Annotated in this window: 25 protein-coding genes and 1 riboswitch; of the genes, 10 read left to right on the top strand and 15 right to left on the bottom strand. The window is 63.6% G+C overall.

Features of this window, described 5'->3' with window-relative positions; genetic code table 11:
* The first annotated feature begins 56 nt into the window (after positions 1 to 56).
* Positions 57 to 1289 carry an MFS transporter gene (locus CH262_RS17885; RefSeq protein WP_032367604.1) on the top strand — a complete coding sequence of 411 codons (1233 nt, stop codon included), beginning with the start codon at positions 57 to 59 and terminating at the stop codon, positions 1287 to 1289.
* Here the strand turns inward: CH262_RS17885 and CH262_RS17880 are convergent.
* The 5 genes from CH262_RS17880 to lysX form a co-directional block, all read right to left on the bottom strand.
* A complete protein-coding gene (locus CH262_RS17880; RefSeq protein WP_052056601.1) occupies positions 1275 to 1760 on the bottom strand; it encodes a DUF4190 domain-containing protein in 486 nt (161 codons plus the stop codon). The two genes, CH262_RS17885 and CH262_RS17880, sit on opposite strands and share 15 nt — an antisense overlap.
* 50 nt (positions 1761 to 1810) lie before the next feature.
* Positions 1811 to 2212 (bottom strand): PPOX class F420-dependent oxidoreductase, encoded by a 402-nt coding sequence (locus tag CH262_RS17875; RefSeq protein WP_094718077.1) that lies wholly within the window; start codon positions 2210 to 2212, stop codon positions 1811 to 1813.
* A gap of 202 nt (positions 2213 to 2414) precedes the next feature.
* On the bottom strand, positions 2415 to 3419 hold the full coding sequence (locus tag CH262_RS17870) for a beta-ketoacyl-ACP synthase III (RefSeq protein ID WP_027494965.1): 1005 nt from the start codon (positions 3417 to 3419) through the stop codon (positions 2415 to 2417).
* 100 nt (positions 3420 to 3519) lie between these two features.
* On the bottom strand, positions 3520 to 4416 hold the full coding sequence (locus tag CH262_RS17865) for an alpha/beta fold hydrolase (RefSeq protein ID WP_179275034.1): 897 nt from the start codon (positions 4414 to 4416) through the stop codon (positions 3520 to 3522).
* 109 nt (positions 4417 to 4525) lie between these two features.
* Positions 4526 to 7837 (bottom strand): bifunctional lysylphosphatidylglycerol synthetase/lysine--tRNA ligase LysX, encoded by a 3312-nt coding sequence (gene lysX / locus CH262_RS17860; RefSeq protein WP_032385271.1) that lies wholly within the window; start codon positions 7835 to 7837, stop codon positions 4526 to 4528.
* Positions 7838 to 8142: 305 nt separating this feature from the next.
* Here lysX and CH262_RS17855 point away from each other — a divergent pair, with 305 nt between their 5' ends.
* Positions 8143 to 9114 (top strand): hypothetical protein, encoded by a 972-nt coding sequence (locus CH262_RS17855; RefSeq protein ID WP_094718076.1) that lies wholly within the window; start codon positions 8143 to 8145, stop codon positions 9112 to 9114.
* Here the strand turns inward: CH262_RS17855 and CH262_RS17850 are convergent.
* The 4 genes from CH262_RS17850 to CH262_RS17835 all read right to left on the bottom strand — a co-directional run bounded on the left by CH262_RS17850 (position 9096) and on the right by CH262_RS17835 (position 12759).
* Complete coding sequence (locus tag CH262_RS17850) at positions 9096 to 9650, bottom strand: GNAT family N-acetyltransferase (RefSeq protein WP_094718075.1); 555 nt, start codon at positions 9648 to 9650, stop codon at positions 9096 to 9098. The two genes, CH262_RS17855 and CH262_RS17850, sit on opposite strands and share 19 nt — an antisense overlap.
* Before the next feature lie 193 nt (positions 9651 to 9843).
* Positions 9844 to 10263 (bottom strand): TIGR03668 family PPOX class F420-dependent oxidoreductase, encoded by a 420-nt coding sequence (locus tag CH262_RS17845; protein ID WP_027494960.1) that lies wholly within the window; start codon positions 10261 to 10263, stop codon positions 9844 to 9846.
* Between the two features lie 10 nt (positions 10264 to 10273).
* Entirely contained in the window at positions 10274 to 11611 is a 1338-nt protein-coding gene (locus CH262_RS17840) for a putative bifunctional diguanylate cyclase/phosphodiesterase (RefSeq protein ID WP_052066703.1), read from the bottom strand.
* A gap of 101 nt (positions 11612 to 11712) precedes the next feature.
* Positions 11713 to 12759 carry a LacI family DNA-binding transcriptional regulator gene (locus CH262_RS17835; protein ID WP_256988862.1) on the bottom strand — a complete coding sequence of 349 codons (1047 nt, stop codon included), beginning with the start codon at positions 12757 to 12759 and terminating at the stop codon, positions 11713 to 11715.
* 46 nt (positions 12760 to 12805) lie between these two features.
* Between CH262_RS17835 and CH262_RS17830 the strand changes: the two genes are divergently transcribed.
* The 4 genes from CH262_RS17830 to CH262_RS17815 all read left to right on the top strand — a co-directional run bounded on the left by CH262_RS17830 (position 12806) and on the right by CH262_RS17815 (position 17016).
* On the top strand, positions 12806 to 14005 hold the full coding sequence (locus CH262_RS17830; RefSeq protein WP_094718074.1) for an MFS transporter: 1200 nt from the start codon (positions 12806 to 12808) through the stop codon (positions 14003 to 14005).
* Positions 14006 to 14050: 45 nt separating this feature from the next.
* A riboswitch (cobalamin riboswitch) is annotated at positions 14051 to 14174 on the top strand.
* A gap of 6 nt (positions 14175 to 14180) precedes the next feature.
* Positions 14181 to 15209 (top strand): ABC transporter substrate-binding protein, encoded by a 1029-nt coding sequence (locus tag CH262_RS17825; RefSeq protein WP_094718073.1) that lies wholly within the window; start codon positions 14181 to 14183, stop codon positions 15207 to 15209.
* Positions 15206 to 16231 carry a FecCD family ABC transporter permease gene (locus tag CH262_RS17820; protein ID WP_032389648.1) on the top strand — a complete coding sequence of 342 codons (1026 nt, stop codon included), beginning with the start codon at positions 15206 to 15208 and terminating at the stop codon, positions 16229 to 16231. The genes CH262_RS17825 and CH262_RS17820 overlap by 4 nt, the downstream gene beginning before the upstream one ends.
* Positions 16228 to 17016 carry an ABC transporter ATP-binding protein gene (locus tag CH262_RS17815; protein ID WP_094718072.1) on the top strand — a complete coding sequence of 263 codons (789 nt, stop codon included), beginning with the start codon at positions 16228 to 16230 and terminating at the stop codon, positions 17014 to 17016. Before CH262_RS17820 ends, CH262_RS17815 begins: the two co-directional genes overlap by 4 nt.
* Before the next feature lie 80 nt (positions 17017 to 17096).
* Here the strand turns inward: CH262_RS17815 and CH262_RS17810 are convergent, their stop codons facing one another.
* Complete coding sequence (locus CH262_RS17810; protein WP_027494954.1) at positions 17097 to 17567, bottom strand: nuclear transport factor 2 family protein; 471 nt, start codon at positions 17565 to 17567, stop codon at positions 17097 to 17099.
* A 290-nt stretch (positions 17568 to 17857) separates the two neighbouring features.
* On the opposite strand from CH262_RS17810, the gene CH262_RS17805 reads away from it, so the two are divergent.
* Positions 17858 to 18403, top strand: coding sequence for a tetratricopeptide repeat protein (locus tag CH262_RS17805; protein WP_218829308.1), 546 nt, complete (start codon positions 17858 to 17860; stop codon positions 18401 to 18403).
* The gene (locus CH262_RS17800) at positions 18400 to 18831 is read left to right on the top strand and encodes a PPOX class F420-dependent oxidoreductase (protein WP_032389469.1); all 432 of its coding nucleotides are present in this window, start codon (positions 18400 to 18402) and stop codon (positions 18829 to 18831) included. The genes CH262_RS17805 and CH262_RS17800 overlap by 4 nt, the downstream gene beginning before the upstream one ends.
* 94 nt (positions 18832 to 18925) lie before the next feature.
* Here CH262_RS17800 and CH262_RS17795 read toward each other — a convergent pair whose 3' ends face one another.
* On the bottom strand, positions 18926 to 19381 hold the full coding sequence (locus CH262_RS17795) for a DUF3237 domain-containing protein (protein ID WP_094718071.1): 456 nt from the start codon (positions 19379 to 19381) through the stop codon (positions 18926 to 18928).
* A 1-nt stretch (position 19382) separates the two neighbouring features.
* Positions 19383 to 19901, bottom strand: coding sequence for a phenolic acid decarboxylase (locus CH262_RS17790; RefSeq protein ID WP_197077467.1), 519 nt, complete (start codon positions 19899 to 19901; stop codon positions 19383 to 19385).
* 60 nt (positions 19902 to 19961) lie between these two features.
* On the opposite strand from CH262_RS17790, the gene CH262_RS17785 reads away from it, so the two are divergent.
* Positions 19962 to 20405, top strand: a complete 444-nt coding sequence (locus CH262_RS17785; RefSeq protein WP_032367591.1) for a MarR family winged helix-turn-helix transcriptional regulator — start codon at positions 19962 to 19964, stop codon at positions 20403 to 20405.
* 115 nt (positions 20406 to 20520) lie between these two features.
* Here CH262_RS17785 and CH262_RS17780 read toward each other — a convergent pair whose 3' ends face one another.
* From CH262_RS17780 to CH262_RS17770, 3 genes are all read right to left on the bottom strand, one after another.
* Positions 20521 to 21015, bottom strand: coding sequence for a hypothetical protein (locus CH262_RS17780; protein WP_179275032.1), 495 nt, complete (start codon positions 21013 to 21015; stop codon positions 20521 to 20523).
* Positions 21016 to 21132: 117 nt separating this feature from the next.
* Positions 21133 to 22002 (bottom strand): AraC family transcriptional regulator, encoded by an 870-nt coding sequence (locus CH262_RS17775; protein WP_094718069.1) that lies wholly within the window; start codon positions 22000 to 22002, stop codon positions 21133 to 21135.
* Between the two features lie 89 nt (positions 22003 to 22091).
* Positions 22092 to 22961 carry a helix-turn-helix transcriptional regulator gene (locus tag CH262_RS17770; protein WP_048319056.1) on the bottom strand — a complete coding sequence of 290 codons (870 nt, stop codon included), beginning with the start codon at positions 22959 to 22961 and terminating at the stop codon, positions 22092 to 22094.
* Between the two features lie 129 nt (positions 22962 to 23090).
* Between CH262_RS17770 and CH262_RS17765 the strand changes: the two genes are divergently transcribed.
* Entirely contained in the window at positions 23091 to 24164 is a 1074-nt protein-coding gene (locus tag CH262_RS17765; RefSeq protein ID WP_094651445.1) for an aldo/keto reductase, read from the top strand.
* The last annotated feature ends 16 nt before the right edge of the window (positions 24165 to 24180 follow it).

Genomic DNA, 24180 nt, shown 5'->3' with positions numbered 1-24180 from the left:
ATTGCAGGGGTCTCATGCATTGGACGTATACCGTGAGCGCTTCTAACGTCTTGGACATGACTACGACGCAGCCCGAGGTCCTGGAGTGGGAGGGGCATCCCAAGGGATCGACCGAGTACCGGCGTCTCGTGTTGGCGCTGCTGTTCGCCGGAGTGGCGACGTTCGCGCAGCTCTACTCGGTACAGGGGATTCTGCCGCTCATCGCGTCCAGTCTCGACATCACCCCGTCGCAGTCCTCGCTCGCCGTCGGCCTGGCGACCGTCGGCGTCGCGGTGTCGGTCATTCCGTGGTCGGTCGCGGCCGACCGAATCGGACGCGTTCGAGCGATGACCGCCTCGATACTCGTCGCGACGACACTGGGTTTGCTGGTGCCTCTGTCGCCTTCGCTCGAGGTGCTGCTGGTCCTGCGATTCTTCGAAGGTGCTGCGCTGGGGGGACTTCCGGCCATCGCGATCGCCTATCTCAGCGAGGAGGTGCACCGCAATCACACCGCGTTGGCGGCGGCAACCTACGTGTCCGGTACGACGCTCGGTGGGCTGCTGGGGCGAATAGTTTCAGGACCCGTTGCAGAACAGACCAACTGGCGAATCGGAACCCTGACCGTGTCGGTAATCGCGGCGTTGGCAGCGGGACTGTTCGTGTGGTTGGCACCGCGGCCGCGAACCACCCTCGTGCACAGCAAGATCGGTGACCTACCCGGTCGGTTGTGGGTGAATCTCCGAGAGCCGGGGATGCTGGCGCTGTACGGCCAGGGGTTCCTGCTGATGGGAGGGTTCGTCGCGGTCTACAACTTCCTCGGATTCCGGCTCGAGGCAGCGCCTTTCGGTCTTCCACAGTCTCTGATCAGCTTGATCTTCGTGGCCTACCTCAGTGGCACGGTGTCCTCGCGAGTGGCGGGGAAGTTGGCGACGAAGCACGGCCGGTCGATCGTCCTCGCCGGATCGACCGCCACCATGATCGCCGGAGTCGCACTGACGATGGCGTCGAACCTGGCCGTGATCCTCACCGGGCTGGTGATCTTCACGATGGGATTCTTCGCCGCCCACGCCATCGCGTCGGGATGGACCGGCCAGCGAGCCGTCCACGGACGGGCCCAGGCGACATCGCTGTACAACCTGTTCTACTACGGAGGATCGTCCGTCGTGGGCTGGCTCGGCGGAGTGGTCTTTCAGTCACTCGGATGGAATGCCTTGGCGCTGTTCGTCATTGCGTTGGCAGTCATCGCCGGCCTGTGGGCCGCAGCGATGAACGGCCGACTGGCGCAGCAACCGAACTCAATACGTGGATGAATTCGAGGCTGCTATCGCGAAGATGAAAATAGCAGCCACGACGAGGACGAACAGGGCGATCGACACGTAGCCGACGATCAGACCTGCCGTCGCGAATCCTGACCCGCCCTCGCCGGTGCGCTTGATCTGGCCCTTCGCAACGTGGCCACACACCACCGCACACACCGACGCGATCAGCGGGATGAACGTCAGACCCAACACCGCCAACACGAGCGACACGATCGCCAACGTGTTCGTGGCGGGTGCCGGCCGAAAACCCGCTCCGACATACGGGGCCTGACCGTATTGGGCCTGTCCGTATTGGGGTTGTCCGTACTGAGGGTTCGGGTATTGAGGATTTTGGTATTGAGGTTGTCCGTGCTGCGGGTTCTGGTAGCTCGTGTTCGGGTCCTGATACGGCGGGTACTGCTGACCCCCGTACGGCTCGTCCTTCTCGAACGCGTCGCTACCTTCACCCTGCGGATTGACCATTGCGGGAGTCTTGCACCTGAATTGGGCCGTCGCAAGCGGCAAGGCGAGGTCTACGAACCGACCTTGCCCCAGCCCACATACGCGTCGACGGTCACGTAGCCGGTCACGCGCGGCTGATCGCGAACCGGATACCGCTCGCCGGTGTAATGCGTCGCGATGCGATCGATATCCACCAGATCCGGGTCGTCCTGCAGTTCGATCGAACCGTGCACCGTCACATGCGTATACCAACTGGCCTCGTCCATCACCGAAATCGAGACCTTCGGATTCGCCCGAATGTGCTCCAGCCGCTTACGTGAGGGATCGAAATTGAGCACGATCTTCCCGTCCTCCCACAAATACCACGTGGGCGCGGTGATCGGAGTTCCATCGGCACGAACCACCGCCATGACAGCGGGATTGGCCTTCTTCAGCAACTCGACAGCATCAACGGGCAACGGAGGTTTGGGCATGAACCAACACTACGACCCGAGAGCTGACTCGGCCAGACCCTGGGCGGAGGCCCACCCGGCCCGAGTCCACCCGCACCCACCCCACCCGGCCCGAGTCCACTCAACGTGACATTGACTGCCGAAAAGGCCACCGAATGTCACATCGAGTGGACTGCGGGTCGGTGGACTGCGGGTGGGTGTGGGCTGCGGACGGGTGGAGTGATTACAGCTTCGGGAGTTTGACGACCTGTCCGGCGTAGGACAGTCCTGCACCGAAGGCGAGCAGGAGTGCGGTGTCGCCTGCTTTGGCTTTTCCGGTGCGCAGTAGTTCTTCCATTGCCAGGGGGATGGACGCAGCCGAGGTGTTGCCGGTTTCGGCGATGTCGTTGGCGACGGCGGTGCCTTCGTCCAGGTTGAGACTCTTCGCCAGCAGATCGGTGATGCGGCTGTTGGCCTGGTGAGGGATGAAGGCGTGCAGTTCGTCGGTTTTGATGCCGGCGACGTCGAGTACCTTCTGCGCGGCCTTGCCCATCTCGAATGCAGCCCAGCGGAAGACGGAGATTCCGTTCATCCTGATCCAGGGTCGTTCCATGTTGGCTGTCGTGATGTATTCGTACCAGTCCGTGGTCTGCACGATGGCGTCGGACTGCGAGCCGTCGGATCCCCATACGGCGGGTCCGATTTCGGTTTCGTCGCTCTGTCCGACGACGACGGCTCCGGCGCCGTCGGCGAAGATGAAGCGGGTGGTGCGGTCGTACGGGTCGGTGGTGACGCTGAGCTGCTCGGCTCCGATGACGAGGACATACTGCGAGGTTCCGGCCTTGACCAGGTCCGATGCGACGGCGAGTGCGTAGCAGAAGCCTGCGCATCCGGCGCAGATGTCGAATGCGGCCGGTCCTTTGGTGCCGAGTCCGTGGGCAACCTTGGCGGCTGCTTGGGGTGTCAGTTCGAGGTGTGTGGAGGTCGCGACGATGACGGTGTCGACCTGCTCGGCGGAGATGCCGCTGGCTTCGAGTGCTTTTCGGCCTGCCGAGATCGACATCTGGACGACGTTTTCTTCGGGGTCGGCGAATCGGCGGTTCTTGATGCCCGATCGCGTCTGAATCCACTCGTCGCTGGAGTCGATGAACTCGCAGATCTCATCGTTGGTGACTATTCGTTCGGGGCGGTGAACGCCCAGACCGAGCATCTTCGACTGTCGACCTTGCGTTGTGCTGATCGCACCCATCTTCAATTTCCTCTCGTGCTACCGCGCCATCGCCGAGCTTCGGCTCGGGTCTTGGGCTACGGGCTCGTCGACACACGTTACGTGCGTCGACGGGAGAGGTTCACACCAGTTCGGTGATGAGCGCCGCAACCTCGGCGGGTTTGTCGATCATGGCGTGGTGATGGGCGGGTATGACGACGGTGAAATCGGCTCGCAAGTATGTGGCCAGCTTGCGTTGGGTCTTGATCCATCTGCGTCCCCACGGGGACGGGCGTCCGGTGTGGGCGGCCGCGACGATAACGGGAACGACGAGGGGCAATCGCTTCCGAAGTCGGTTCAGTTCGGCCGCGAGGTCCGGGTAGACGACATCTTCGACGAGTGCAGCTGTGAGATAGGTGGGCCTGCGGTAGATGTCGTCGACCCAGTCGACGACGTCCTTCGGTGTGCCGTCGGGTGGCGTCGCCTGGTTGAGTATCGGTCGGACGCGCGGGCCGACGAGCCGCTGAAGGCCCGTGCGGCTCAGTAGCGTCGACAGCAAATGCGCTGCGCGCACTCGCAGAGCCGCCGGAAGGATGCGGCGGGGGTCGGACTCGGCGCTCGAGTCCAGGAGAAGAACACCACGTATGCGCGACGGGTACAGCCGGGCCACCGCTTCTGCGTAGAAGCCGGCAATCGAGTGACCCGCGACGACGGCCGGCTCGGTGACACCGAGCGCGTCGAGGACGCCGACGATCCTGTCGGCCTCGCCGCGGACGGTGGGAGTGGCGCCATCGGGCAGAGGGTCGCTGAGTCCGAAGCCGGGGCGGTCGAGAACCACGACATGATGTCGGGCGCTCAAGATATCGACGGTGTCGTTCCAGTCGAACCAGTTACTGCCCAGGCCGCCGCAGAGAACGATCGTGGGGCCGGTTCCCCGGACGAACAGATGCAGACGTTGGCCGTCCACTTCGATGTACCGCCCGGGAGGATGTTTCACGGGAAACAATGCCTCGCGCTCGGTTCGATTCCCGTGATCCATGTTTTCGTCCCCACCATGCATTGCCTACTCGAAGTTTGTTTAAGCCTCCAGTTTCCACCATTCGCCCCGTTTTGCAACTTTCCCGTGGAGGATCGCCTCGGGAAGACCGTCATTGTCGCGGTTTGGCCAGCGGAAATGCGAGTGTCTCGCGAATGCTGCCGCCGGTGATGAGCATGACGACGCGGTCGACGCCCATTCCGAGGCCGCCGGTCGGGGGCATCCCGTGCTCGAGCGCCTGCAGGAAGTCCTCGTCCAAGCTCATCGCTTCTTCGTCGCCACCCGCAGCCAGCAACGACTGCTCGGTGAGGCGTCGACGTTGATCGACGGGATCGGTCAGCTCGCTGTAGGCCGTGCCCAGTTCGACCCCCCACGCCACCAGGTCCCACTTTTCGGCGACGCCGGGGATGCTCCGATGCGGTCTCGTCAACGGCGACATCGACGTCGGGAAGTCCTTGTAGAAGGTGGGGAATTCGGTGTAGTCCTCCACCAGGTGCTCGTACATGCCCTGGGCGACGGCACCCGCGTCCCACGACTTCTCGTAGGGGATGGCGTTCTCGTCGCACAGCCGCTGCAGCTCGTCCAGGGGCGTCGACGGCTCGACGGGAACACCCAATTTTTCGGCGACGGCACCGTGCAGTGTCTTGACGGGCCATTCTCCGGAGATGTCGATCTCGATCATCTCGCCGTCCGGGCCGTCGGGACGCAGAATGATTTCGCGGCCGTGCGCTGCCACGGCTGCACGCTGAATCAGTTCGCGGCACAACACCATTGCGCGCTCGTAGTCACTGTGTGCCTCGTACGCCTCGAGGATCGTGAACTCCGGATTGTGCTTGAAGTCCGCTCCCTCGTTGCGGAACACTCGCCCGATCTCGAAGACCTTCTCCATGCCGCCGACGCACAGCCGCTTGAGATAGAGCTCCGGTGCGATGCGCAGGTACAGATCCAGGTTGTAGGCATTGATGTGGGTGACGAACGGGGCAGCGTTCGCACCGCCGTGTACCTGCTGCAGGATCGGTGTCTCGACCTCCATGTAGCCGCGATCGCTCAGTGAATCACGAAGCGACTTCACCACATTCGAGCGTGCGATCATCAGCGCGCGCGCATCGCGGTTGATCGCCAGGTCCACGTACCGCTGCCGTACTCGCGCTTCCGGATCGGTCAGACCGCGGTACTTGTCGGGTAGAGGGTGCAGGCATTTGGCGTTCATTCGCCACTCGGTGGCCAACAACGACAGCTCACCACGCCTGCTGTATCCGATGGTGCCACTGACCTCGATGAGGTCACCCAGGTCGAAGTCGGCATCGAATTCCTCGATTCTGTCGCCGACGCGTTCGCGGTCGAACAGCACCTGAATATCGGCCGACCAGTCCCGGATGACGGCGAACGACACGCCGCCGTAGTCGCGAATGCGCAGTATTCGACCCGCAATTCGGACGGTCGTGCCCTGGGGCGATGCCGCCGCTTCACCGACGGTGTGTGTCGGGGGATAGGCGACGGGATAGCCCTCGATGCCGTCACTTTCGAGACGATCGAGTTTGGCCATGCGCACGCGGACCTGGTCGGGACGTTTACGGCCGGGCACGGTGTCGTCTGCGGGAGTCTCGGGTCCGCTGCCGTCGGAATGAATGTCCTCCGCGTCGACCAAGGCTGCGGGCACCGCGACGTGGGACCCGGTGTGCTTCGAGGCGCGCCGAAAAGTCGGCAGAGTCAAGAAGCCTTCGGCGATGGCCGACGCGACACCGACCTTCGGCAGCACCCGATTGTCGGCGAAGCACAGGTAGCGCGGCTCCCATTCCGGCAAGTACTTCACATTCGAGCGATACAGCGCCTCGAGCTGCCACCAGCGCGAGAAGAACACCAATACGCTGCGCCAGATTCGCAGGACCGGACCGGCCCCGATCCGACTGCCCTCCTCGAACGCAGCACGGAACACCGCGAAGTTCAGCGAAATCTTGCTGACACCGAAATGATCTGCGCCGGTGGCAAGTTCGGTCACCATCAACTCGATGACACCGTTCGGCGACGCCGGATCGCGGCGCATCAGGTCCAACGACGCGCCGGTACGACCCCACGGCACCAGCGACAGAACACCGACGATCTTCTCGCCCTGAACTGCCTGCACCAGAAGACAATCGCCGTCGAGCGGATCGCCCAACCGGCCCAGCGCCATCGAGAAACCACGCTCGGTCTCGGTATCGCGCCACGCATCCGCGCACGCAATGATCTCGTCCATCTCCTCGGCCGAAATATCGCGATGACGACGCACGGTGACCACGACACCCGCTTTGCGAGCCCGGTTGACGGCCTGACGCACGGGACGCATCTCGCGTCCATTGAGGTTGAAATCTTTGGTTTTCAGGATCGCTTCGTCGCCGAGTTCGAGAACACTCAGGCCGGCCCGCTTGTAGGCCGTGGCCCCGATCTCGCTGGCCCCCATGACAGCTGGGGTCCAGCCGTACTTCTCGGCCAGGTCGAGCCATTCGGATATCGCATGTGGCCACGCCTCGGGGTTGCCGATCGGGTCACCACTGGCCAGACACACCCCGACCTCGACGCGATACGTCACCGCCGCCTTGCCGCTGGTGGCGAAGATGACGCCCTTGTCGCGGCGGGTCGCGAAGTAACCGAGGGAATCGTCGGCACCCCACTTGTCGAGCAGGCCGCGCAGAGCCGACTCGTCACGCCCGGTCAACGCATTGCTCGACCGCTGCGATCGGAACAACGTGACCACGGCACCGAGCAACGCCAGCGCTCCGAACAGTCCCAACGCCGTATTGACGAAACCGTTCGGCCTACCGTCGAACTGCTCGTTGTCCACCGTCGCCAACGCCGTCACCCTGTTGAACGCCCACAGGAACGTCTGGCCCTCCGGCAACGAACCCGGGAACAACGCCACCAACGCCCACCCGACAATCGTGCCGACGGCCGCTCCCAGCACGAGCACCCCGAGCGCCTTCCACACCGCACCGCGCCGAACCCGCGTGTAGAACTCCTTGCGCGACGCGATCAGCAGACCCGTCACGACGACATGAACCGCCAACGCAATCCACGAACTGACGTTCTTGTCCTCGATGCCCTCCGCGACATTCGTGATCGCCAACAACACCAAATAAATCGTCAGCAACCACCACGCAATACGCTTCCGACTCGCCAACGCCGCCGCCAACAACCCGACAACCAACGCCCACGACAAACTCGTATCCGGAGCATCGAAGTAATACGTGTCGACATACTCCCGCGGCGCATGAACCAGATACCGCAAAGTGGGCGACAGACTCCACAGAAACAACGCCGCCGCGAACACACCGAGCACCAGCCCCGCGATATGCGGAACCTCACTCAACCGACCGCGCTGCGGCGGCGAAAACGACCGTGGTGCCGTAGTACCCGACCGATCCGAGGGAACTGCTGTCGCCGTCATGTCTCACTCCCGAAATAAGAACGCACGAGTTGCAAGATAGACGGTATCCCCGCTGAGGTGGGTGGGTTGCCTGTTGCCGCCCCGCCGTCCACTCAATGCGACATTTGGTGGCCTTTTCGACAGTCAATGGCACATCGAGTGGACTCGCGGCCGGTCACGAGAGCGCGCCTGGCCGTGCTCGAGTCAGAGTGTGGGCCACCCTTCCTGTATGCGTTTGTCCACAGCCATTCGGTTATCCACAGGGCTGTTGATAGTGCGACGTCGGGTGCGATCCGGTGTCCGGCCGAGCGTGCAGGATCGTCTGTATGAAGAGGGGCGGCGCACGGGTCGATGCGAGGGTAATTGCGGCCGCATCGGATCGCGGGCTGGTGCGGACTGCTCATCTTCTCGAACTCGGCGTCGCGTCGAAGACGATTGTTCGGCGCACGCTGCCGGACGGTATCTGGTCACGGGCGCTACCTGGCCTGGTGTTCTTGAAGAACCGTTCGCTGACGCCCTTGGAGCGGGCGATTGCCGCGTCCATCTACTGCGGACGTGATGGCGTAATCAGTGGTCGCGCCGGGCTGGCGTTGCATGGTCTCGGTACATCCGGCTCGTTCGAGGAGACGTTCGTGCTCATTCCCGAGGCGCAGCACCGCAGGTCCGTGAGCTTCGCCGCGGTGGAACGTACGTGGCGGATGCCAACGGCGGAAAGTAAGTCGGGTCTTCCCGTCGCGCCGGTTGTTCGGTGTTTGTGCGACGCGATTCGTCGCATGAAGAACGCCGAGCAGTGCATGGCGCTCGTTGCCAGTGTCGTTCAGCGGGGTGCCGCAACGATCGAGGCGATCATGAAGGAACTGGACGCCGGCACCACGCGTGGAACCGCGATGCCTCGTCGAGTACTTCGCGAACTGGCCGCCGGCGCGCACTCCGTTGCCGAAGCACACGCGCAGAAGTTGTACGCGCGCAGCGGTCTTCCCCCGATGACTCACAATGTCGCGGTACGCGACGAGTCGGGCAGGTTGCTGCTGGTGGCCGACAATTGGCTCGACGATGTGGCCCTCGACTGGGAGATCGACTCGCTCGAATATCACCTGTCACCCGCGGCGCACCGCGCCACCGTAGAACGACGGGAGCGCGCTCAGAACGCCGGCATCATTGTCGTGACTCACCTGCCGAGCGATATTCGCGACGATCCGGAACGTGTTCTCTCCGACCTGCGGTTTCGGTACCGACAGGCGCTCGCGCGTCCGCGCCCCCACGTCACCGTCGACCCGTCCTACCGCCGATCGGGCTGATACACCCAAATCATGTGGTCTCCGGTTTCGGCCGTAGCGGCCAAGGCTCGCGGCTCGATCCTGTCGAGGACGAAACCCAGCCGACGCGGAACGGCTCGACTCCTCGAATTGGCTGCATCGCAATGAATTTCGACGCGATCGACGTCGGCGAGTTTCAATGCCTCTTGCGTGAGGGTCGCGGTGGCTTCGGAGATGATGCCGTCACCCTCGGCTGCACTGTCGAGCCAGTACCCTATTTCGATCCCACCCGGTCCGACTCGTCGGTGCAATGCAATTTTCCCCAGGAATGCGCTGGTGGATCGACCGAAAATCCCGTAGTCGTACATTTCGTCGGCGTCCCACAACTTCCGGCTTTCCGCGATGCGGACGATCTGCGCCGATCTGTCGGCAGCGTCCTCGGTGGCCCAACCGAGCCACGGCAGCAGGCGGACCCGATTTCGCTCGATCGCCTCGGCAATGACAACAGCATCGTCTGCCGTCTCGCGTCGAACCACGAGACGGTCGGTGACAATCCGAACGGGAGGTTTGCTGACCATTGCGACAGTCTGACTCCCTGCTACTGCCGATTCCACTGGTTTTTCGGTGCCCACCCGCCCTATGCAGTCCACTCGATGTGCCATTGACGGTCGAAAAGGCCACCGGATGTCACATTGAGTGGTCAGCCGGGAGTGGTCAGGCGGTAGAGGTCTGGCGGTGGGGTGGGCGATGCTGTGGAGAGGAGGAAAACGATCAGGAAGCTGACCACGATCTCCAGGACAGTTTGTCGATGACGATGACCGGGCCCTCGGGTCGGTTGTTCTTGTATTGGCTGTATTTCGCGACGAGGGTGTCGGTACCGACTGTGCCTTCGGCGCTGCCCGCGTCGACGATGCGGGCGTTGCCGTCGGCACGGATCCACCAGAGTTGGGACCAGTCGTCGGAGTAGTGGTCGACGATGAGGCTGACGGCGGGATCGGCGTGGATGTTCTCGAGTCGCTGCAGTTTCTGGGTGGTTTTGGGTTTCCAGTCGATGGCTGTGTAGATGCGATCGCCGGTGGGCGCGACAGCGAAGACGATGGGGACCAGGTGTGGTGTGCCGTTGGGGTTGATGGTCGAGAGTTGGGCGCGGGGTGCGTCGGTGAAGCGTTGAATTTCGTTGTCTATCTTCACGTTCGGTTCCTCATGCGGATTCGCTGTGGCTGCTGTGTCGGGTGATGTATTGCTCCAGTTCGGCGACGGGCATGGGTCGTCCGAGGAGGTGTCCTTGGCCGAAGGTTACGCCCATGTCGGTGCAGATTCGGAGTTGTTCGGTGGTCTCGATGCCTTCGATGACGGTGTCTTTGCCGAGGGTGGTGGTGACGTCGACGAGGGCGGTGCAGAGGGTGGTCATGGCTCGGCGTCGGTGCAGGTTGGTGCTGTCGAGGTGTTGGGTGAGGGATCTGTCGATTTTGAGGATGTCGACGGGGAGGGTGGCGAGTCGTTCGAGGGAGGAGAAGCCGGAGCCGAAGTCGTCGATGGCGATGAGGACGCCGTGGCGTTGGACGTCGCGGAGTTGGTAGTGCACGGCGTCGAGGTCGTGCAGCGTCTGCGATTCGGCAAGTTCGAGTGCGAGTCGACCGCGTTCGATGCCGTGGGTGTCGACGATGTCGATGACGTCGGTGGCCAGGGTTCCTGCGGCGAAGTGCGCGGGGCTGACGTTGACACCGACTTGGAGCATGATCGCGCGGGATTGCCAGTCGGCGATGGTTGTCGCGACGTCGGTGAGAATCCACATGCTCAGGGGGACTATCAGGTCGTTGTCTTCGGCGAGGGGGATGAAGGCGTCGGGCATCAGGAGTCCGAGTTCGGGGTGGTTCCAGCGAACGAGGGCTTCGGCTCCGACTACGGTTCCGGTCGCGAGTTCGACGATGGGTTGGTAGACCATGGTGAGCTCGCGCGCGGTCATGGCGACTCCGCGCAGTCGTTCGAGGAGCTCGAGCCGAGTGCGGTTGGTGTGGTGCAGCTCGTCGGTGAAGATGTGATGCCGGTTGCGGCCGGTGGCTTTGGCGGCGTGCATCGCGGCGGTGGCGTTGTGCACCAGCTGGGTGGCGCGATCGGTGCTCCCGGTGGTGGACGCGACACCGACGCTGGCGGTGAGGGTGAGTTGACGGCCGCCGAGCTCGAAGGGGGGCTCGAAGATGCTGGCGAATCCCGCGGCCATCGCTCGGGCTGCCAGGGAATGGCAGCCGTAGGCGACGATGACGAACTCGTCCCCGGTGAGTCGGCCGATGGTGTCGCCGGGTCGAGTCGATGCGGTGAGTCGGTCGGCGACCATGCACAGCAGCTCGTCGCCCTGGGCCGGTCCGAGCGCGTCGTTGAATTCACGGAAGCCGTCGATGTCGACGAGGAGGACGCTGAAGTGCTGGTCAGGGCCTAGGTCGACCAGCGCGGCGGTGATGGTGGCCAGGATTTCGTCCCGGTTAGCAAGCCCGGTGAGGGCGTCGAGCGTCGGGTTGGGGTCGGCACGGCGGAGCGGCATGTCGTGTTCTCGACTCACAGTGCCCCCTCGTAGCCGGACGGCCACCGGCGATACTAGCCGAAGAGTTTGCTTAACGCCTATAAACGGGGAGCGCGCCCTTTTTACTGGCCCTCACGCAGCGTGCCCGTCGACCCTCGCGTCTCGATGTTCCACACCGCGGCGTCGACGGCGTCGCTGAGGCCGAGCACCCACCGGGCCGCCGATCGGCCCTGGTCGAACAACGATTGCGCGACGGTGGTCAAGTGGGCCGCCGCCGCTGCAGGGGAGTCGTCCCATCCGGTCAGCGCGACGTGGCCGGGAATGTCGATACCGGCACCCGTCGCCGCGTCGAGTGCGCCGAAGGCGAGTTCGTCGCTCATCGCGAATATCACATCGACGACGTTGTCGCGCAACAACAGTCGCGCTGCCCGTGTGCCCTCTTCGCGCGAATTGTGGGTGGTGAACAGCGTCGGTACCGTCGACCACTCGATTCCTCGACGCGTGCACGCATCGCGGTAGCCCTCGAGTCGTGCGCGGGTCACCGGCATCGAGATGCCCGACGCGTCGGCGCCGTGCACCACCGTCGATTCGCGTCGCGAATCGGGTCGTAGCGCAACGATCGCGGGCCGACGTCGATTGCGCAGAGCAATGGTGGCGATCGCGTCGGCGGCCGCGCGGTCGTCGATTCCGATGGAGTTCAATCCCGGATGCTGGGGGCCGCCCTGGACGCAGGTGGGTCGACCGGTGCCGACGAGCACGTCGAGGACGGGGTCGTCGACGCCGGTGGTCCAGACGACGTAGCCGTCGACCTGCGCGTCGCGAATTCTCGCAATGTCGCTGTCGCGGTGCAGGTTCGGCAACATCACCAGCGCGGTGTCGGCGTCGAGACACGCGTCGGCGATGCCCGAGAGGAACCGTCGGGCCTGGGGATCCTCGAAGGCATAGGTGAGTTTTTCACCGAGTACGACGCCGATGCTGTTGTGCTTTCCGCTGCGAAGCGAGCGTGCCGCACGGTTGGGGCCTGCGTATCCGAGGGCCGCCGCCGCTGCGTGGACGCGGTCTCGGGTGGCACGCGAGACGCGGTCGGGTTGGTTGTAGGTGTACGAGACGCTCATGGTGGAGACTCCCGCGGACGCCGCGACGTCGGCCATCGTCACCCGATTGTTCACGGGGTCACCTTAGCGTGCGTCGACCATCTGTGTAACGATACACACCATGTCGTCGCCCCTCCCCAAGCTGCTGGTCCTCGGTGCAGCCGCCTTCATCTATGTCACGGCCGAAACGTTGCCCGTGGGTCTGCTTCCGGAGATCTCGGGCGACCTCGGCGTCGGCGAATCCGCAGTCGGTCTGCTGCTGACCTTCTACGCATACGGCGTCGCCGTCATGACCATGCCGTTGATCAGGTTCGTACGCGACTGGCCGCGGCGACGGGTCGTCGTCATCACCGTTGCAGCACTGGCCTTTTCGCAACTGCTGTCCGCGGTGTCCGTCGGGTACCCGATGCTGGTGCTGTCGAGGATGCTGTGCGCGGCCACCCACGGAGTCTTCTGGGCCGTGGTCGCACCCGTCGCGGCGTCACTCGCACTTCCCGGTAAGCAAGGAAAAGCGATCGCCACGGTGTACGCCGGCACCTCGTTGGCGTTGGTCGCCGGAAATCCGATCACCGCGGCCATGGGTCAGTGGTTCGGGTGGCGCACTGCTGCAACGATTCTCGGTGTCGTCGCCGCCGCTATCGCGGTGGCGCTCTACTTCGTCCTCCCCGCACTACCGGTCACCCGAGCATCTGCGGGCAACAAGAAATCACCGCGGGTGCTCGACGGCACCCTGGCGATCCTGTGTGGAGTGACGTTCCTGGCCGTGCTCGGCCATTTCGCCGCGTACACGTACTTCTCGCTCATCGTCGATCGCGCAATCGGTTCGGCCGGAACCACTTTGACGCTGATGTTGATGCTCTACGGTTTGTTCGGGGTCGTCGGTATCTGGGTGATCGGCAGAACGTACGACCGTTGGCCGCGGCCCTCCACCATCGCTGCTCTGGGTGCCGTCGCGGCCGCGACGGCGGTCCTGTGGGGCACCCTCAGCGCAGCACCGGGCAGCCTGGCCGTCCTCGCCGTCTGGGCGATCGCGTTGTGGGGTCTGGCATTCACCACACTGCCGGTCTGCATCCAGTCCGCCGTGGTGCGGGCCGCCCCTGCCGACGCCGACAAGGCGTCGGCGATCTACGTCGTCGCCTTCCAACTGGCCATTGCCACCGGGGCCCTGGTGGGAGGCGTCGTCGTCGACGCCAGGGGCATCGGGGCGGTGACCGCTGCGGCGACGATCCTGGTGGCTGTGGCACTCACAGTCGTAGTGGTCGCGCGCAGAGCCTTTCCGAGCTCGTATCCGTCGGTACCGGTCTCGAGGCCGGCGCACTGACCTCTCGGCCCACTCCCGCGATAGGGTCAGCACGCGACGAACGAGGGAATCCGGTGCAAATCCGGAGCTGGCGCGCAACGGTGACGGGTGAGAGCTCGAAGTCCGAATGCTCGGACGTCGTGATCGAACCCCACCCGCGGCTCCGCGACACGAGCCCCAAGCAGGAAGCTCTTCGATGCGTACCTCTCTCGCCGCACTAGGCGCTGTCTCCATCCTTCTGGTCTCCGGTTGTTCGACCGCGTCGACCCCCGACGCGTCCACCGACACCTCCGGGAACTATCCCCTGACCATCGGGAACTGCGGACGCGACGTCGTCGTCGACGCACCACCGCAACGCGCGGTGTCGTTGAACCAGAGCTCGACGGAAATACTGCTCTCGCTCGGCCTCGCAGACCGGATGGTGGGCACCGCCACCTGGACCGACCCGGTCCGCTCGAACCTCGAATCCGAGAACGCCAGGGTGCCGAGGCTCGCAGACAACAAGCCATCGCTCGAGGTCGTGTTGGATACCGAGCCCGACTTCGTGACCGCGTCCTTCGGCGGCACCCTCGGACCCGGGGGAGTCGCAGATCGGAGCAGGTTCGAGCAACTCGGCGTCCCGAACTACCTCTCGCCCACCGACTGTCAGGGCAAGACGGACGAGAGCGTCAATTCCGACGGTGCTCGCACGGAGCCGCTGGTGATCGACACCGTCTATCGGGAGATTCGTGATCTCGCGGCGGTCTTCGACGTACGAGACCGTGGCGAGCGCCTGGTCGCCGAACTGCAGGATCGGTTCGAGAAGGCGTCCGGTTCGGTCGACGCGTCAGGTGTGTCGTTGGCCTACTGGTTCGCCGACACCGATACGCCGTACATGGCCGGTTGCTGCGGATCGTCGGGCATCATCACCGACTCCGTCGGCGCCGAGAACATCTATGCCGACACCACCGACGAATGGCCACAGGTCAATTGGGAGAGTGTGCTCGATCGCAACCCGACTGCACTGGTGCTCGCAGATCTGAGTCGACGCAGTATCGCCGGGGACGCCCTGGACAGCAAGATCGGCTTCCTGGAGTCGAACTCGGTCACGAACCGAATGCCCGCCGTCGAGAACAAGCGGTACATCGTTGTCAACGGTGCCGATCTGAACCCGTCCATCCGGACGATCGACGGTGTCGAGAAAGTCGCGGCCGCCCTGCAGGATTGGGGAATGGCGTCGCGATGAGCCGCACCGATCGCGGGGTGCTCGTCCCACTGCTGCTCGCAGGATCGGCGTTGTTGGTGCTCTCGATCGGGGTCGCCGTCACCATCGGACCCGCGAACGTGTCGGTGCCCGACGTGTATCGAGTGATATTGACGCACATGGGTATCGGGAGTTCGGGAGTCAGTCGCATCCAGGACGGAATCGTCTGGGAGCTGCGCCTGCCCCGGACCTTGCTGGCCGCCGTGTGCGGCGCGGGTCTCGCTCTGTGCGGGGCGATCATGCAATCACTGCTGCGTAACCCCCTCGCCGATCCCTTCGTCCTGGGCATTTCGTCCGGTGCATCCACCGGAGCGGTCCTCGTCGCGGTTCTCGGCGTCGGCGGTGGCGCATTGTCCTTGTCCACAGGGGCATTCGCCGGTGCGCTGCTCTCGTTCGTCCTGGTGATGCTGCTGGCCGCAGGCGCAGGTGGCGGAAACGACCGCGTGGTGCTGGCCGGGGTCGCGGGGACGCAGCTGTTCTCGGCCTTGACGTCGTTCATTGTCATTTCCTCGGCCGACGCCGAACAGACACGCGGCGTGCTGTTCTGGCTCCTCGGATCGCTGAGCGGTGCCGACTGGACGGACGTGGTGCTGTGCGGATCTGTTGCGCTGCTCGGAATGGTGGTGTGTCTGTTCAACACCTCGGCCCTCGACGCCTTCACATTCGGGCACGACGCGGCCGCGTCCCTCGGTGTTCCGGTCAAGTGGGTGCGAATCCTGTTGTTGGTCATCACCGCACTGATCACGGCCTCGCTCGTCAGCGCCGCCGGGGCCATCGGGTTCGTGGGTCTCGTTCTGCCGCACGCCGCCCGTTTTCTCGTCGGCGCACGGCATCGACGACTGCTGCCGACGACGGTGGTCATCGGCGCGATCTTCATGGTGTGGGTCGACACCATCGCCCGAACTCTGTTCGCGCCGCAGGAGATACCCGTCGGAGTGGTGACTGCACTCATCGGCGTGCCGGCATTCGCGCTCATTCTGTTCCGACTCAGGAGATCCCGATGACGTTGCGCGTGAACAACATCCGGTGGACCCGTGGCGGGAACCCGATTCTCGACGGCATCAGCTTCGCACCGGAACCGGGCGAGACCATCGGGCTCATCGGCCCCAACGGCTCCGGCAAATCGTCGCTACTGCGCATCCTCGCCGGCATCGTGGCACCCGACAGCGGCGACGTGCTGCTCGACGGAAAGAACCTGCGCACCCAACGTCGGCGCTGCATCGCCCGACGCGTAGCGATGGTCGACCAACACTCCGACACCGACGTCGACATCACCGTCCGCGACGTCGTACGCCTGGGCCGCATCCCCCACCACGGCATCCTCGGCGGAGACACAGCCGCCGACGACGCCGCGATCGAACAGGCACTCACCGACACCGCCATGGCGTCGAAAGCCACCCGACGCTGGCACACCCTCTCCGGCGGAGAGCGCCAACGCGCCCAGATCGCACGGGCCCTCGCTCAACAACCCACCGAACTACTGCTCGACGAGCCGACCAACCACCTCGACATCCAACACCAACTCGACATCCTCACCCTCGTCGCAGGCCTACCCCTGAGCAGTTACATCGCCCTCCACGACCTCAACCTCGCCGCCATGTTCTGCAACCGCATCATCGTCCTGAACAACGGCAGCATCGTGGCATCGGGAACCCCACACGAAGTGATCACCGAACACCTGGTGCGCGAGGTGTACAACGTGCACGCCAGCGTCTCGCATACCGACGACTACCCCCAGGTGACCTATCGCCGCCCCCGCCCGACCGCCCCCGGAGTCCACTCGATGTGACATTGACCCCCGAAAAGGCCACTAGATGTCACATTGAGTACCCGGGGGAAGGGGCAAAACCGGGGGAGGGGAGACCGAATCTAGAGTTGGCGCAATTTCCGCTCGAATGCGTCGATGCGTGTAGTGTCCTCGAAGAAGTCCTCTTGCGAGACGATTTTGCCCCAGCTGGTGCGGACCAGGAGCACCGTTCGGTTGCTGTACAACTCGGTGCCGTCGGCTGCGTGTGCTTGGTCGTCGAAGCGGACGAGGAGGGTCATGCGCCAGGGGGCTCCGCCGCTGTAGATTTCCGTGACCTGCCCGCGGATGCCGGCGGCGACGAAGTCCTGGAAGAACTTTTCGATTGCCGGTCGTCCGCGGTGGGTGCCCGACCATCGGCTGTCACCGTCGGCGAATTTGAGCACCGCGTCTCGGTGGAACGACGAGAGCAGTGGGCGATAGTTTCCGTTGTTGAGCGCCTCGATGTCTCGCTGCAACTTGAGGGTCAGCACTCGCATCAGCAGAAGCTTGCATGCGAAGGCCGTCGAGATGCCGGCCAGAAATCTCAGTTGCATGGCTATACGTTTGCTTACCGTTCACCGACGTGTCAATCGAGTGGGACGTTTCGAGACCCGGCTTCACCCAGGTCGGTGGTGGTGCTGTTCACCATCTTTTCGAGTTCGCAGCCCGGCCGATACCGTCGATGACGACTCACACCGATCGTGTACTTCGCTTCGGTTCAGAGAGCATCACAGAGTGAAGGTTCCAAGCGTAGGCATGCTCTGCAAGGATGGACTGGTGAGGGGACGAACGTGAGCGCATATCGTTCGTCGGTCGCTGTCCGGCCGAATCCCGGGGGGCCCAGATGGACTCCATAGCTGCGTTCTGGTGCCACGCAGATGACGGCGAGCCTGCTCTGATGCGGTCGGAGATGAATCAGTTGCTCTCGGCGACAAGGCTTTCCCGAGCACGGACACTGTTCGAACGTGCGTCGCTCGAGGATTTTCTGGGCGAAGAATCGGCTGCGATTCCGTTGTACGAGGCGGCGCTGTCGAGTGGGCTCGATTCCGTGCACGAGAGCAAGGCCAGAATTCAGCTCGCCAGTTCGCTGCGTAATGTCGGCCGACTCCAGGAGGCGTCGCGTGTGTTGGAAGACTTCGAGTTTTCCGACGAATTCTCCTCTGCGCGAGATGCATTCATGGCCCTGATCCTGTGGGATCTGGGCGATGGTGCTGGCGCGCTGAAGGCGGCACTGCAGGCAGCGAAGCCTGCGCTCGGCACATACCGTCGCGCAATCGGAACTTATGCCGACGACCTCCCTACCGGCAGGCCGAGGAACAGCGGCACCGACGACCGTGTTGCCCACCATGATCGTGCCAGTTCGTTCGACGACCCCGAGGTGAAGCCATGACCAGCGGAGCATTCGATCCACACGACCTCCTCGAGCGCAGCCGACTCGGCGTACTCGCCACGATAAAAGCGAGCGGCCTGCCGCAACTGTCGCCGGTGACGCCGTTCTACGATCGCACCGAGCGAACAATCAAGATTTCGGTCACCGAAGGACGAGCGAAAACGGCCAACCTACGCCGAGACCCGCGCGCTGCACTCGAAGTGACCAGCGCCGACGGCAAGGCCTGGGCAACAGCAGAAGGATCCGTCACCCTCACCGGACCGGGCGCGAACCCGAACAGCCCCGAAATCGATGCGCTGGTCGACTACTACCGCGCCGCCGCCGGAGAGCACCCCGACTGGAACGAATACCGCGCCGCAATGGCCGCGGATCGCCGAGTTCTGGTGACCATCGCCGTCGACCACGTCTACGGCGAAAGCCTCACCTGATCGCCTAGGCAGTCCACTCGATGTGCCATTGACCCCCGAAAAGGCCACTGAATGTGCCATTGAGTGCACTGGGGTCGGTGCACATCAGCCTCCGTCATGTGAGTTGGTAGACGTCCAGCTCGACGGAATTCGGTAAACGTTCACCGGTTGCCACGAAGAGTGTTCCGTTGATCCAGCTGAGGGAGTCGGCGGACGTCGACAGTCGGGGAAAGGTGCGGAAGTAGATTCGGTCGGCGGGAACCTGCTCGCCGCGAGTCAATGCGTCGATGTCCTGTTCGCTGCCGGTGCGAACCCCGACGTTGTGGACCGAGATCCGTTCGCCTGTGTCGGTCTCGAGTGCATATCGGGCGTCGAGTTCGGTGACAGTGGCCGATCTGAGGACCTGGTGGTCGGCGCCGCCGGCCAGGACGCGTCCTCGTATCACCGGCCCGTCGACGGTCCCACCGAGGATCGGCACGAGGCGTCGATGTCCGTCGCTGACCTGGCCGAGATCGATGGGCTCCCCGACCGTGACGGACAGGTGCGCGACGAACGTCAGATCGGGGCGCACGTCAGTTCGTTCGGTCCGCGAAGCCGTCGGGAAGATCGCCAGGTGCGACGGACACGATGGTCTCGTCGTCGGCTCCGACGTTCTCGAAGAGCGTGATCGTGGCGAACTCGGGGACGACATAGATGGGGTAGGTCGGTCCGGCGTCGCGGTAGGCACGCATTTCGTCGAGGTGATCGTTCTGGTAGAGGACCGTTTTGGTTCCGTCCAATTCGATCCACTGCGGGAAGAAGATGGTTCCGTGCAGACGACGCTTGCCTGGGATGACGTTGACGACGACAGAGGTTCCGGTGGGCTCGTTCCACGAGATCTTGTAGACGTCGTCGTCGAGCTGGACGAGATCGACTTCCTGGTCCTTGACCCAGCGTCCGCCGACCATGCCGGTGTGAATTCGGTAGTCGATCGTGGTCGCGTTCTTGACATACATCTCGTACTGCCAGCTGTTGGCGTACGTGTAGATGAAGCGATGCCCGACGATGCCGCTCAGATCTTGGCTGGGGATGGGGTTCTCGACTGTGGTCATGGTCTTCATTTTGTCACAAAACTATGTTTGCGGCAAAACTATCTGTGCGATCATCGACGCATGGACTCCACCGCAACCGAACTGGGCCGACAGCTGGGGCCCCTGCGGCGATCACTGCTCCGGGCGACGCGGGATGTCGCGCAGTTGCCCGACATCGCCGACTCGCACATCGAGGTGATGCGAGCCCTCGCAGCAGAACCGTCCATGAGTCCGGGACGCCTTGCCGCCCGCCTCAACCTGGCCCGATCCACCGTGAGCAACCTGATCAGAGCGATGGTCGACGCCGGCCTGGTGGAAAGATCGATCACCGCCGGTGACCTTCGAGGGGCGACACTCACCGCATCGCCGAAAGCTGTGAAGCTCCTCGCCGAATACGACGCGGCGAGCTCCCGAGTACTCGCGGACGCACTGGACGAACTGAGTCGACACAACCGCGAAGCCATCGCCGCAGCTCTGCCGGCCTTGGCGGAAATCACGAGCATCCTCTCCCGCCGCAGCTCCTGATTCTCGGCGGTGCGCCCGCACCCATGCAGTCCACTCGATGTGCCATTGACCCCCGAAAAGGCCACCGAATGTCACATTGAGTACCGGGATGTCGTGCTAATGCTCCCTGTTTCGATCAGCGACGCGTGTTGATGTCGAGGACAAGCCGAGGAGTGCGCATCTGACCGACTGTCGACCACCAGCGGTGTGCGGGATACGACAGTCGAACCACGAAGTAGTTGACGAATTCGACAACGGCGAACAGCCACACGACGAGCAGTGCGACGCCAATTCCGGCGCTCGACGGGAACCATACGACGACACCGATGAGCCCAACCGCCAACAGTGGGACGTTTGCGACTCGACATACGCGATAGAACGCGCGAATGACCGGTGGCATCGGGTTGAGTTCGACCCAGGATCGCGCCATCAACCAGTAGATTCCCGCCTGCACGAGGACGGCGAGCAACGGGATGAGAGCGGACCACATGGCGAGAGACTCCTCTCGACCGTCGAGCCGTGGTTCTGCCATGGTGAGCGCAATCGAAGCAAACACCGCTGCGGCGGACAGCTCACCCAGGCCGAGCGACAGATACCGTCGCCGCAACTCGTTCCGGCGACTACTGGACATCACGCCAGATTAGTCATGAGTTGGCACCGACACCCGCCCCCACAGTCCACTGGATGTGCCATTGACCCCCTAAAAGGCCACCAAATGTCACATTGAGTGACCAGGGCGGGCGGGGAGTCATTGGTTGCGGGCAACCGGGATCCAGAGTTCTCCGGCTCCCGATGACCAGTCGGGTGTGTTTTCGGTGACGGTCAGAATTTCCGGGCCGTTGGTGATGTGGAAGGGGTGGGAGGGGAACCACTCGCTGAATGCGTCGGCCCAGAGTTGTTGTAGTGCTGGGGCGAGTGCGGTGTCGCTGCGTGTTTCGAAGACCGCCCATGTCGATGCGGGGACGCTGAGGGAGTCCAGGTCGGCCGGTATGGGGGCTGTGGTGGCGACGGCGAAGTAGTAGTCGAAGAGACTGCCGTCGGTTCGGTCGGCCTCGAAGCCATCGCTGACGAAGAGGATGTGGGGGAGTTCGGGCAGGTCGGCGTGTCGGCGAAGTTGTTCGCCGAATCCGGTGGGCAAGGTCTGGTGGAACTGGGTCATGGGGGTGTTCTCGCCGTGGAATGTGAGGGGGATTCGCGTCGATTTGCCGATGATGTGGAATGCGGGCAGTTCGGTGATGCGGTAGTCCATGGTGCTCTTTCCTTCGATGGTCAGGTGAAATGCCAGTGGTGGTCTGGAGCGGAGGGTGGTCCCTGGTTTGCGGGCGTGGGATGGTGTGACCCCGTGCATGTCTCGGAATGCGCGAGTGAATGCGTCGCCGCTGTAGCCGTATTTGGTCGCGACGTCGAGCACCCCGATGCCGGCGAGAATGTCTGCGGCTGCCAACGACATTCGCCGTTGTCGGATGTACGCCGACAGTGGGATTCCGGCCAGCGCGGAGAAGACGCGTCGAAAGTGATAGTCGGACGTGAGGGTGATGCGAGCGAGCTGTGCCGGGTCGATGTCGTGGTCGAGGTTGTCCTCGATGTAATCGAGTGCTGCATTCCATCGTTCGAGCATGTGCCGGTGGCCTTTCCTTCGTTCTGGTGACAACGATAGGGAGGCGCAGGCACGGCTGGCTCGACTTTTCGAGCCCGGCTGGGTCGGGTTCAGATGGTGCGCAGATGCCGTCCGCGTCGCCGAGCACGGAGGCGACCGAGTTCGGCCAACGCGGCATGCGATTGTGCGTCGGCCGGGCGATAGACGATCAATCGAAGATCCGGGTCGCCGAGTGGAGTGAGGACGTCGAACGTCACGGTCACCGGGCCGACGAGCGGGTGCTGCATCGGCTTGTCTCCCCGGCTTCGTATCGATACTTCACGTGATTGCCAGTATCGCGAGAATTCGGCACTGCCGTGTTGGAGTTCGTCGATCAGCAGGGCGAGGTGAGTGTCGTGCGAGTGGTCGACCCACGCGGCACGCAAATCGGCGACGGCACCGCGGACGACGTCGTCGCGTGACTCGTAGAAGCCGTCGAATGATGTGTCCAAGAAGCACATTCGGAGGACATTACGACTCTCGGCGGGCCGCTCGTCTATGTCGAGCAGCAGGGCGGCCATGGTTTCGTTGATGGCCAGGATGTCGAGTCTGTAATCGAGGACCATGGCAGGCAGGGGCTCGACGTCGTGTACCAACTGGGCGATTCCGTCGGGAATCTTTCGGTCGGTGGGCCGTTCGGGTGCACGATGCCCCGCCAACGTGAACAGGTAGCCCGTCTGGTCGCCGGACAACTTCAAGGCCCTCGACAGTGACCCCACCACCTGGGCGGACGGTCGGATATCACGGGCCTGCTCGAGCCGCACGAGATAGTCGACGCTGACACCGGCGAGTGCGGCGACCTCCTCGCGCCTGAGTCCGGGGGTCCGGGAGGCCCCGATCCGCGGCGGCAGACCGACGTCGGACGGAACGAGCGCTTCACGTCGAGACCGCAGGAAGGCCGCCAGTTCTCGGCGGGCCATCTCCGGTGGCGTCGTGGTCATTCCACACAGCGTAGGTCAATTCGGACCAGTCAGCCTGGTATCGCGCGTCCCAGGATGACCATGACCTTCCCGCTTCTCGACCGGACCGGCACTGTGAGCCGGACGGATCGATCGAGAAGGAGACACACGATGACACGGATGGACGACTATCGACTCCTGGGACGCTCGGGACTGCGCGTGGCACCGTTGTCGTTGGGGGCCATGACATTCGGGGACGTCTGGGGGTGGGGAGCCGACAAGCAGGAGTCGAAACGCATCTTCGACGCTTATCTGGACCTCGGAGGCAACATGATCGATACCGCGAACATCTACACCGACGGTCAATCGGAGCGGTATCTGGGGGAATTTCTCGAAGGTTGTCGCGACTCGGTTGTCGTATCGACCAAATATGCGGCGACGCGCGATCCGGCGGACCCGAATTCGGGTGGCGGCGGGAGAAAGAGCCTGCGTGGTTCGGTCGATGCCAGTTTGCGGAACCTGGGCACCGACTACATCGATCTGATGTACCTGCACGCATGGGACGGTGTGACGCCGAGCGACGAGATCATGGCCGCCCTCGGTGATTTGGTGCAATCGGGAAAAGTTCTCTACCTCGGCATTTCGGATACCCCGGCCTGGGAGGTCGCGCGAATGCAGACCCTTGCGCAGCTACGCGGATGGCCACCGCTGTCCGCACTTCAGGTCGAGTACAGCCTGATCGAGCGCACTACCGAACGCGAGTTGTTACCGATGGCAGCAGATCTGGGTCTCGGTGTGGTTCCGTGGTCACCCCTCGGCGGGGGTGTGTTGACGGGTAAGTACACCGCTGCCGACCTCGAAGGGGCGAGCTCGAATTCACCGACGGGCAGTCGGCGCGATCACGCGAGGTCGAACCGAACACTGACCGAACGTGGTTTGCGCACAGCCCACGTCGTCGTCGAGGTGGCAGGAGAGATGGGTGCGACTCCGGCCCAGGTGGCGTTGGCATGGACGCTGCAACATCCCGCCGTCGTCAGTTCGCTGATCGGTGTGCGGACCGCAGAACAGTTGCAGCACAACATCGGTGCCCTCGATGTCGTTTTCGACGAGTCGCAGTTGGCTCGGCTGTATTCGGTCAGCGCGATCGACATGGGGTTTCCGCACGAATTCCTGGCGCGTCCGATGGTCCGCGGGGTCACGAGCGGGCGAACATCGGTGCGCCCACGTCCGCCGCGGCCCTGGTGATCGGTCCTGGTGAGCA

Origin of the sequence: Rhodococcus sp. 05-2255-1e (genome assembly GCF_002259025.1) — a bacterium.
Classification (GTDB): domain Bacteria; phylum Actinomycetota; class Actinomycetes; order Mycobacteriales; family Mycobacteriaceae; genus Rhodococcoides; species Rhodococcoides fascians.
The sequence above is the reverse complement of the archived record's forward strand: the minus strand, read 5'-3'. Positions and strand labels throughout refer to the sequence as shown.

What these genes read in the sequence shown, in the direction of transcription:
- CH262_RS17885 (WP_032367604.1), top strand. Translation starts at nt 57, where the DNA reads ATGACTACGACGCAGCCCGAGGTCCTGGAGTGGGAGGGGCATCCCAAG.
- CH262_RS17880 (WP_052056601.1), bottom strand. Translation starts at nt 1,760, where the DNA reads ATGGTCAATCCGCAGGGTGAAGGTAGCGACGCGTTCGAGAAGGACGAG.
- CH262_RS17875 (WP_094718077.1), bottom strand. Translation starts at nt 2,212, where the DNA reads ATGCCCAAACCTCCGTTGCCCGTTGATGCTGTCGAGTTGCTGAAGAAG.
- CH262_RS17870 (WP_027494965.1), bottom strand. Translation starts at nt 3,419, where the DNA reads ATGGGTGCGATCAGCACAACGCAAGGTCGACAGTCGAAGATGCTCGGT.
- CH262_RS17865 (WP_179275034.1), bottom strand. Translation starts at nt 4,416, where the DNA reads ATGGATCACGGGAATCGAACCGAGCGCGAGGCATTGTTTCCCGTGAAA.
- lysX (WP_032385271.1), bottom strand. Translation starts at nt 7,837, where the DNA reads ATGACGGCGACAGCAGTTCCCTCGGATCGGTCGGGTACTACGGCACCA.
- CH262_RS17855 (WP_094718076.1), top strand. Translation starts at nt 8,143, where the DNA reads ATGAAGAGGGGCGGCGCACGGGTCGATGCGAGGGTAATTGCGGCCGCA.
- CH262_RS17850 (WP_094718075.1), bottom strand. Translation starts at nt 9,650, where the DNA reads ATGGTCAGCAAACCTCCCGTTCGGATTGTCACCGACCGTCTCGTGGTT.
- CH262_RS17840 (WP_052066703.1), bottom strand. Translation starts at nt 11,611, where the DNA reads ATGCCGCTCCGCCGTGCCGACCCCAACCCGACGCTCGACGCCCTCACC.
- CH262_RS17830 (WP_094718074.1), top strand. Translation starts at nt 12,806, where the DNA reads ATGTCGTCGCCCCTCCCCAAGCTGCTGGTCCTCGGTGCAGCCGCCTTC.
- CH262_RS17825 (WP_094718073.1), top strand. Translation starts at nt 14,181, where the DNA reads ATGCGTACCTCTCTCGCCGCACTAGGCGCTGTCTCCATCCTTCTGGTC.
- CH262_RS17820 (WP_032389648.1), top strand. Translation starts at nt 15,206, where the DNA reads ATGAGCCGCACCGATCGCGGGGTGCTCGTCCCACTGCTGCTCGCAGGA.
- CH262_RS17815 (WP_094718072.1), top strand. Translation starts at nt 16,228, where the DNA reads ATGACGTTGCGCGTGAACAACATCCGGTGGACCCGTGGCGGGAACCCG.
- CH262_RS17810 (WP_027494954.1), bottom strand. Translation starts at nt 17,567, where the DNA reads ATGCAACTGAGATTTCTGGCCGGCATCTCGACGGCCTTCGCATGCAAG.
- CH262_RS17805 (WP_218829308.1), top strand. Translation starts at nt 17,858, where the DNA reads ATGGACTCCATAGCTGCGTTCTGGTGCCACGCAGATGACGGCGAGCCT.
- CH262_RS17800 (WP_032389469.1), top strand. Translation starts at nt 18,400, where the DNA reads ATGACCAGCGGAGCATTCGATCCACACGACCTCCTCGAGCGCAGCCGA.
- CH262_RS17790 (WP_197077467.1), bottom strand. Translation starts at nt 19,901, where the DNA reads ATGACCACAGTCGAGAACCCCATCCCCAGCCAAGATCTGAGCGGCATC.
- CH262_RS17785 (WP_032367591.1), top strand. Translation starts at nt 19,962, where the DNA reads ATGGACTCCACCGCAACCGAACTGGGCCGACAGCTGGGGCCCCTGCGG.
- CH262_RS17780 (WP_179275032.1), bottom strand. Translation starts at nt 21,015, where the DNA reads ATGTCCAGTAGTCGCCGGAACGAGTTGCGGCGACGGTATCTGTCGCTC.
- CH262_RS17775 (WP_094718069.1), bottom strand. Translation starts at nt 22,002, where the DNA reads ATGCTCGAACGATGGAATGCAGCACTCGATTACATCGAGGACAACCTC.
- CH262_RS17770 (WP_048319056.1), bottom strand. Translation starts at nt 22,961, where the DNA reads ATGACCACGACGCCACCGGAGATGGCCCGCCGAGAACTGGCGGCCTTC.
- CH262_RS17765 (WP_094651445.1), top strand. Translation starts at nt 23,091, where the DNA reads ATGACACGGATGGACGACTATCGACTCCTGGGACGCTCGGGACTGCGC.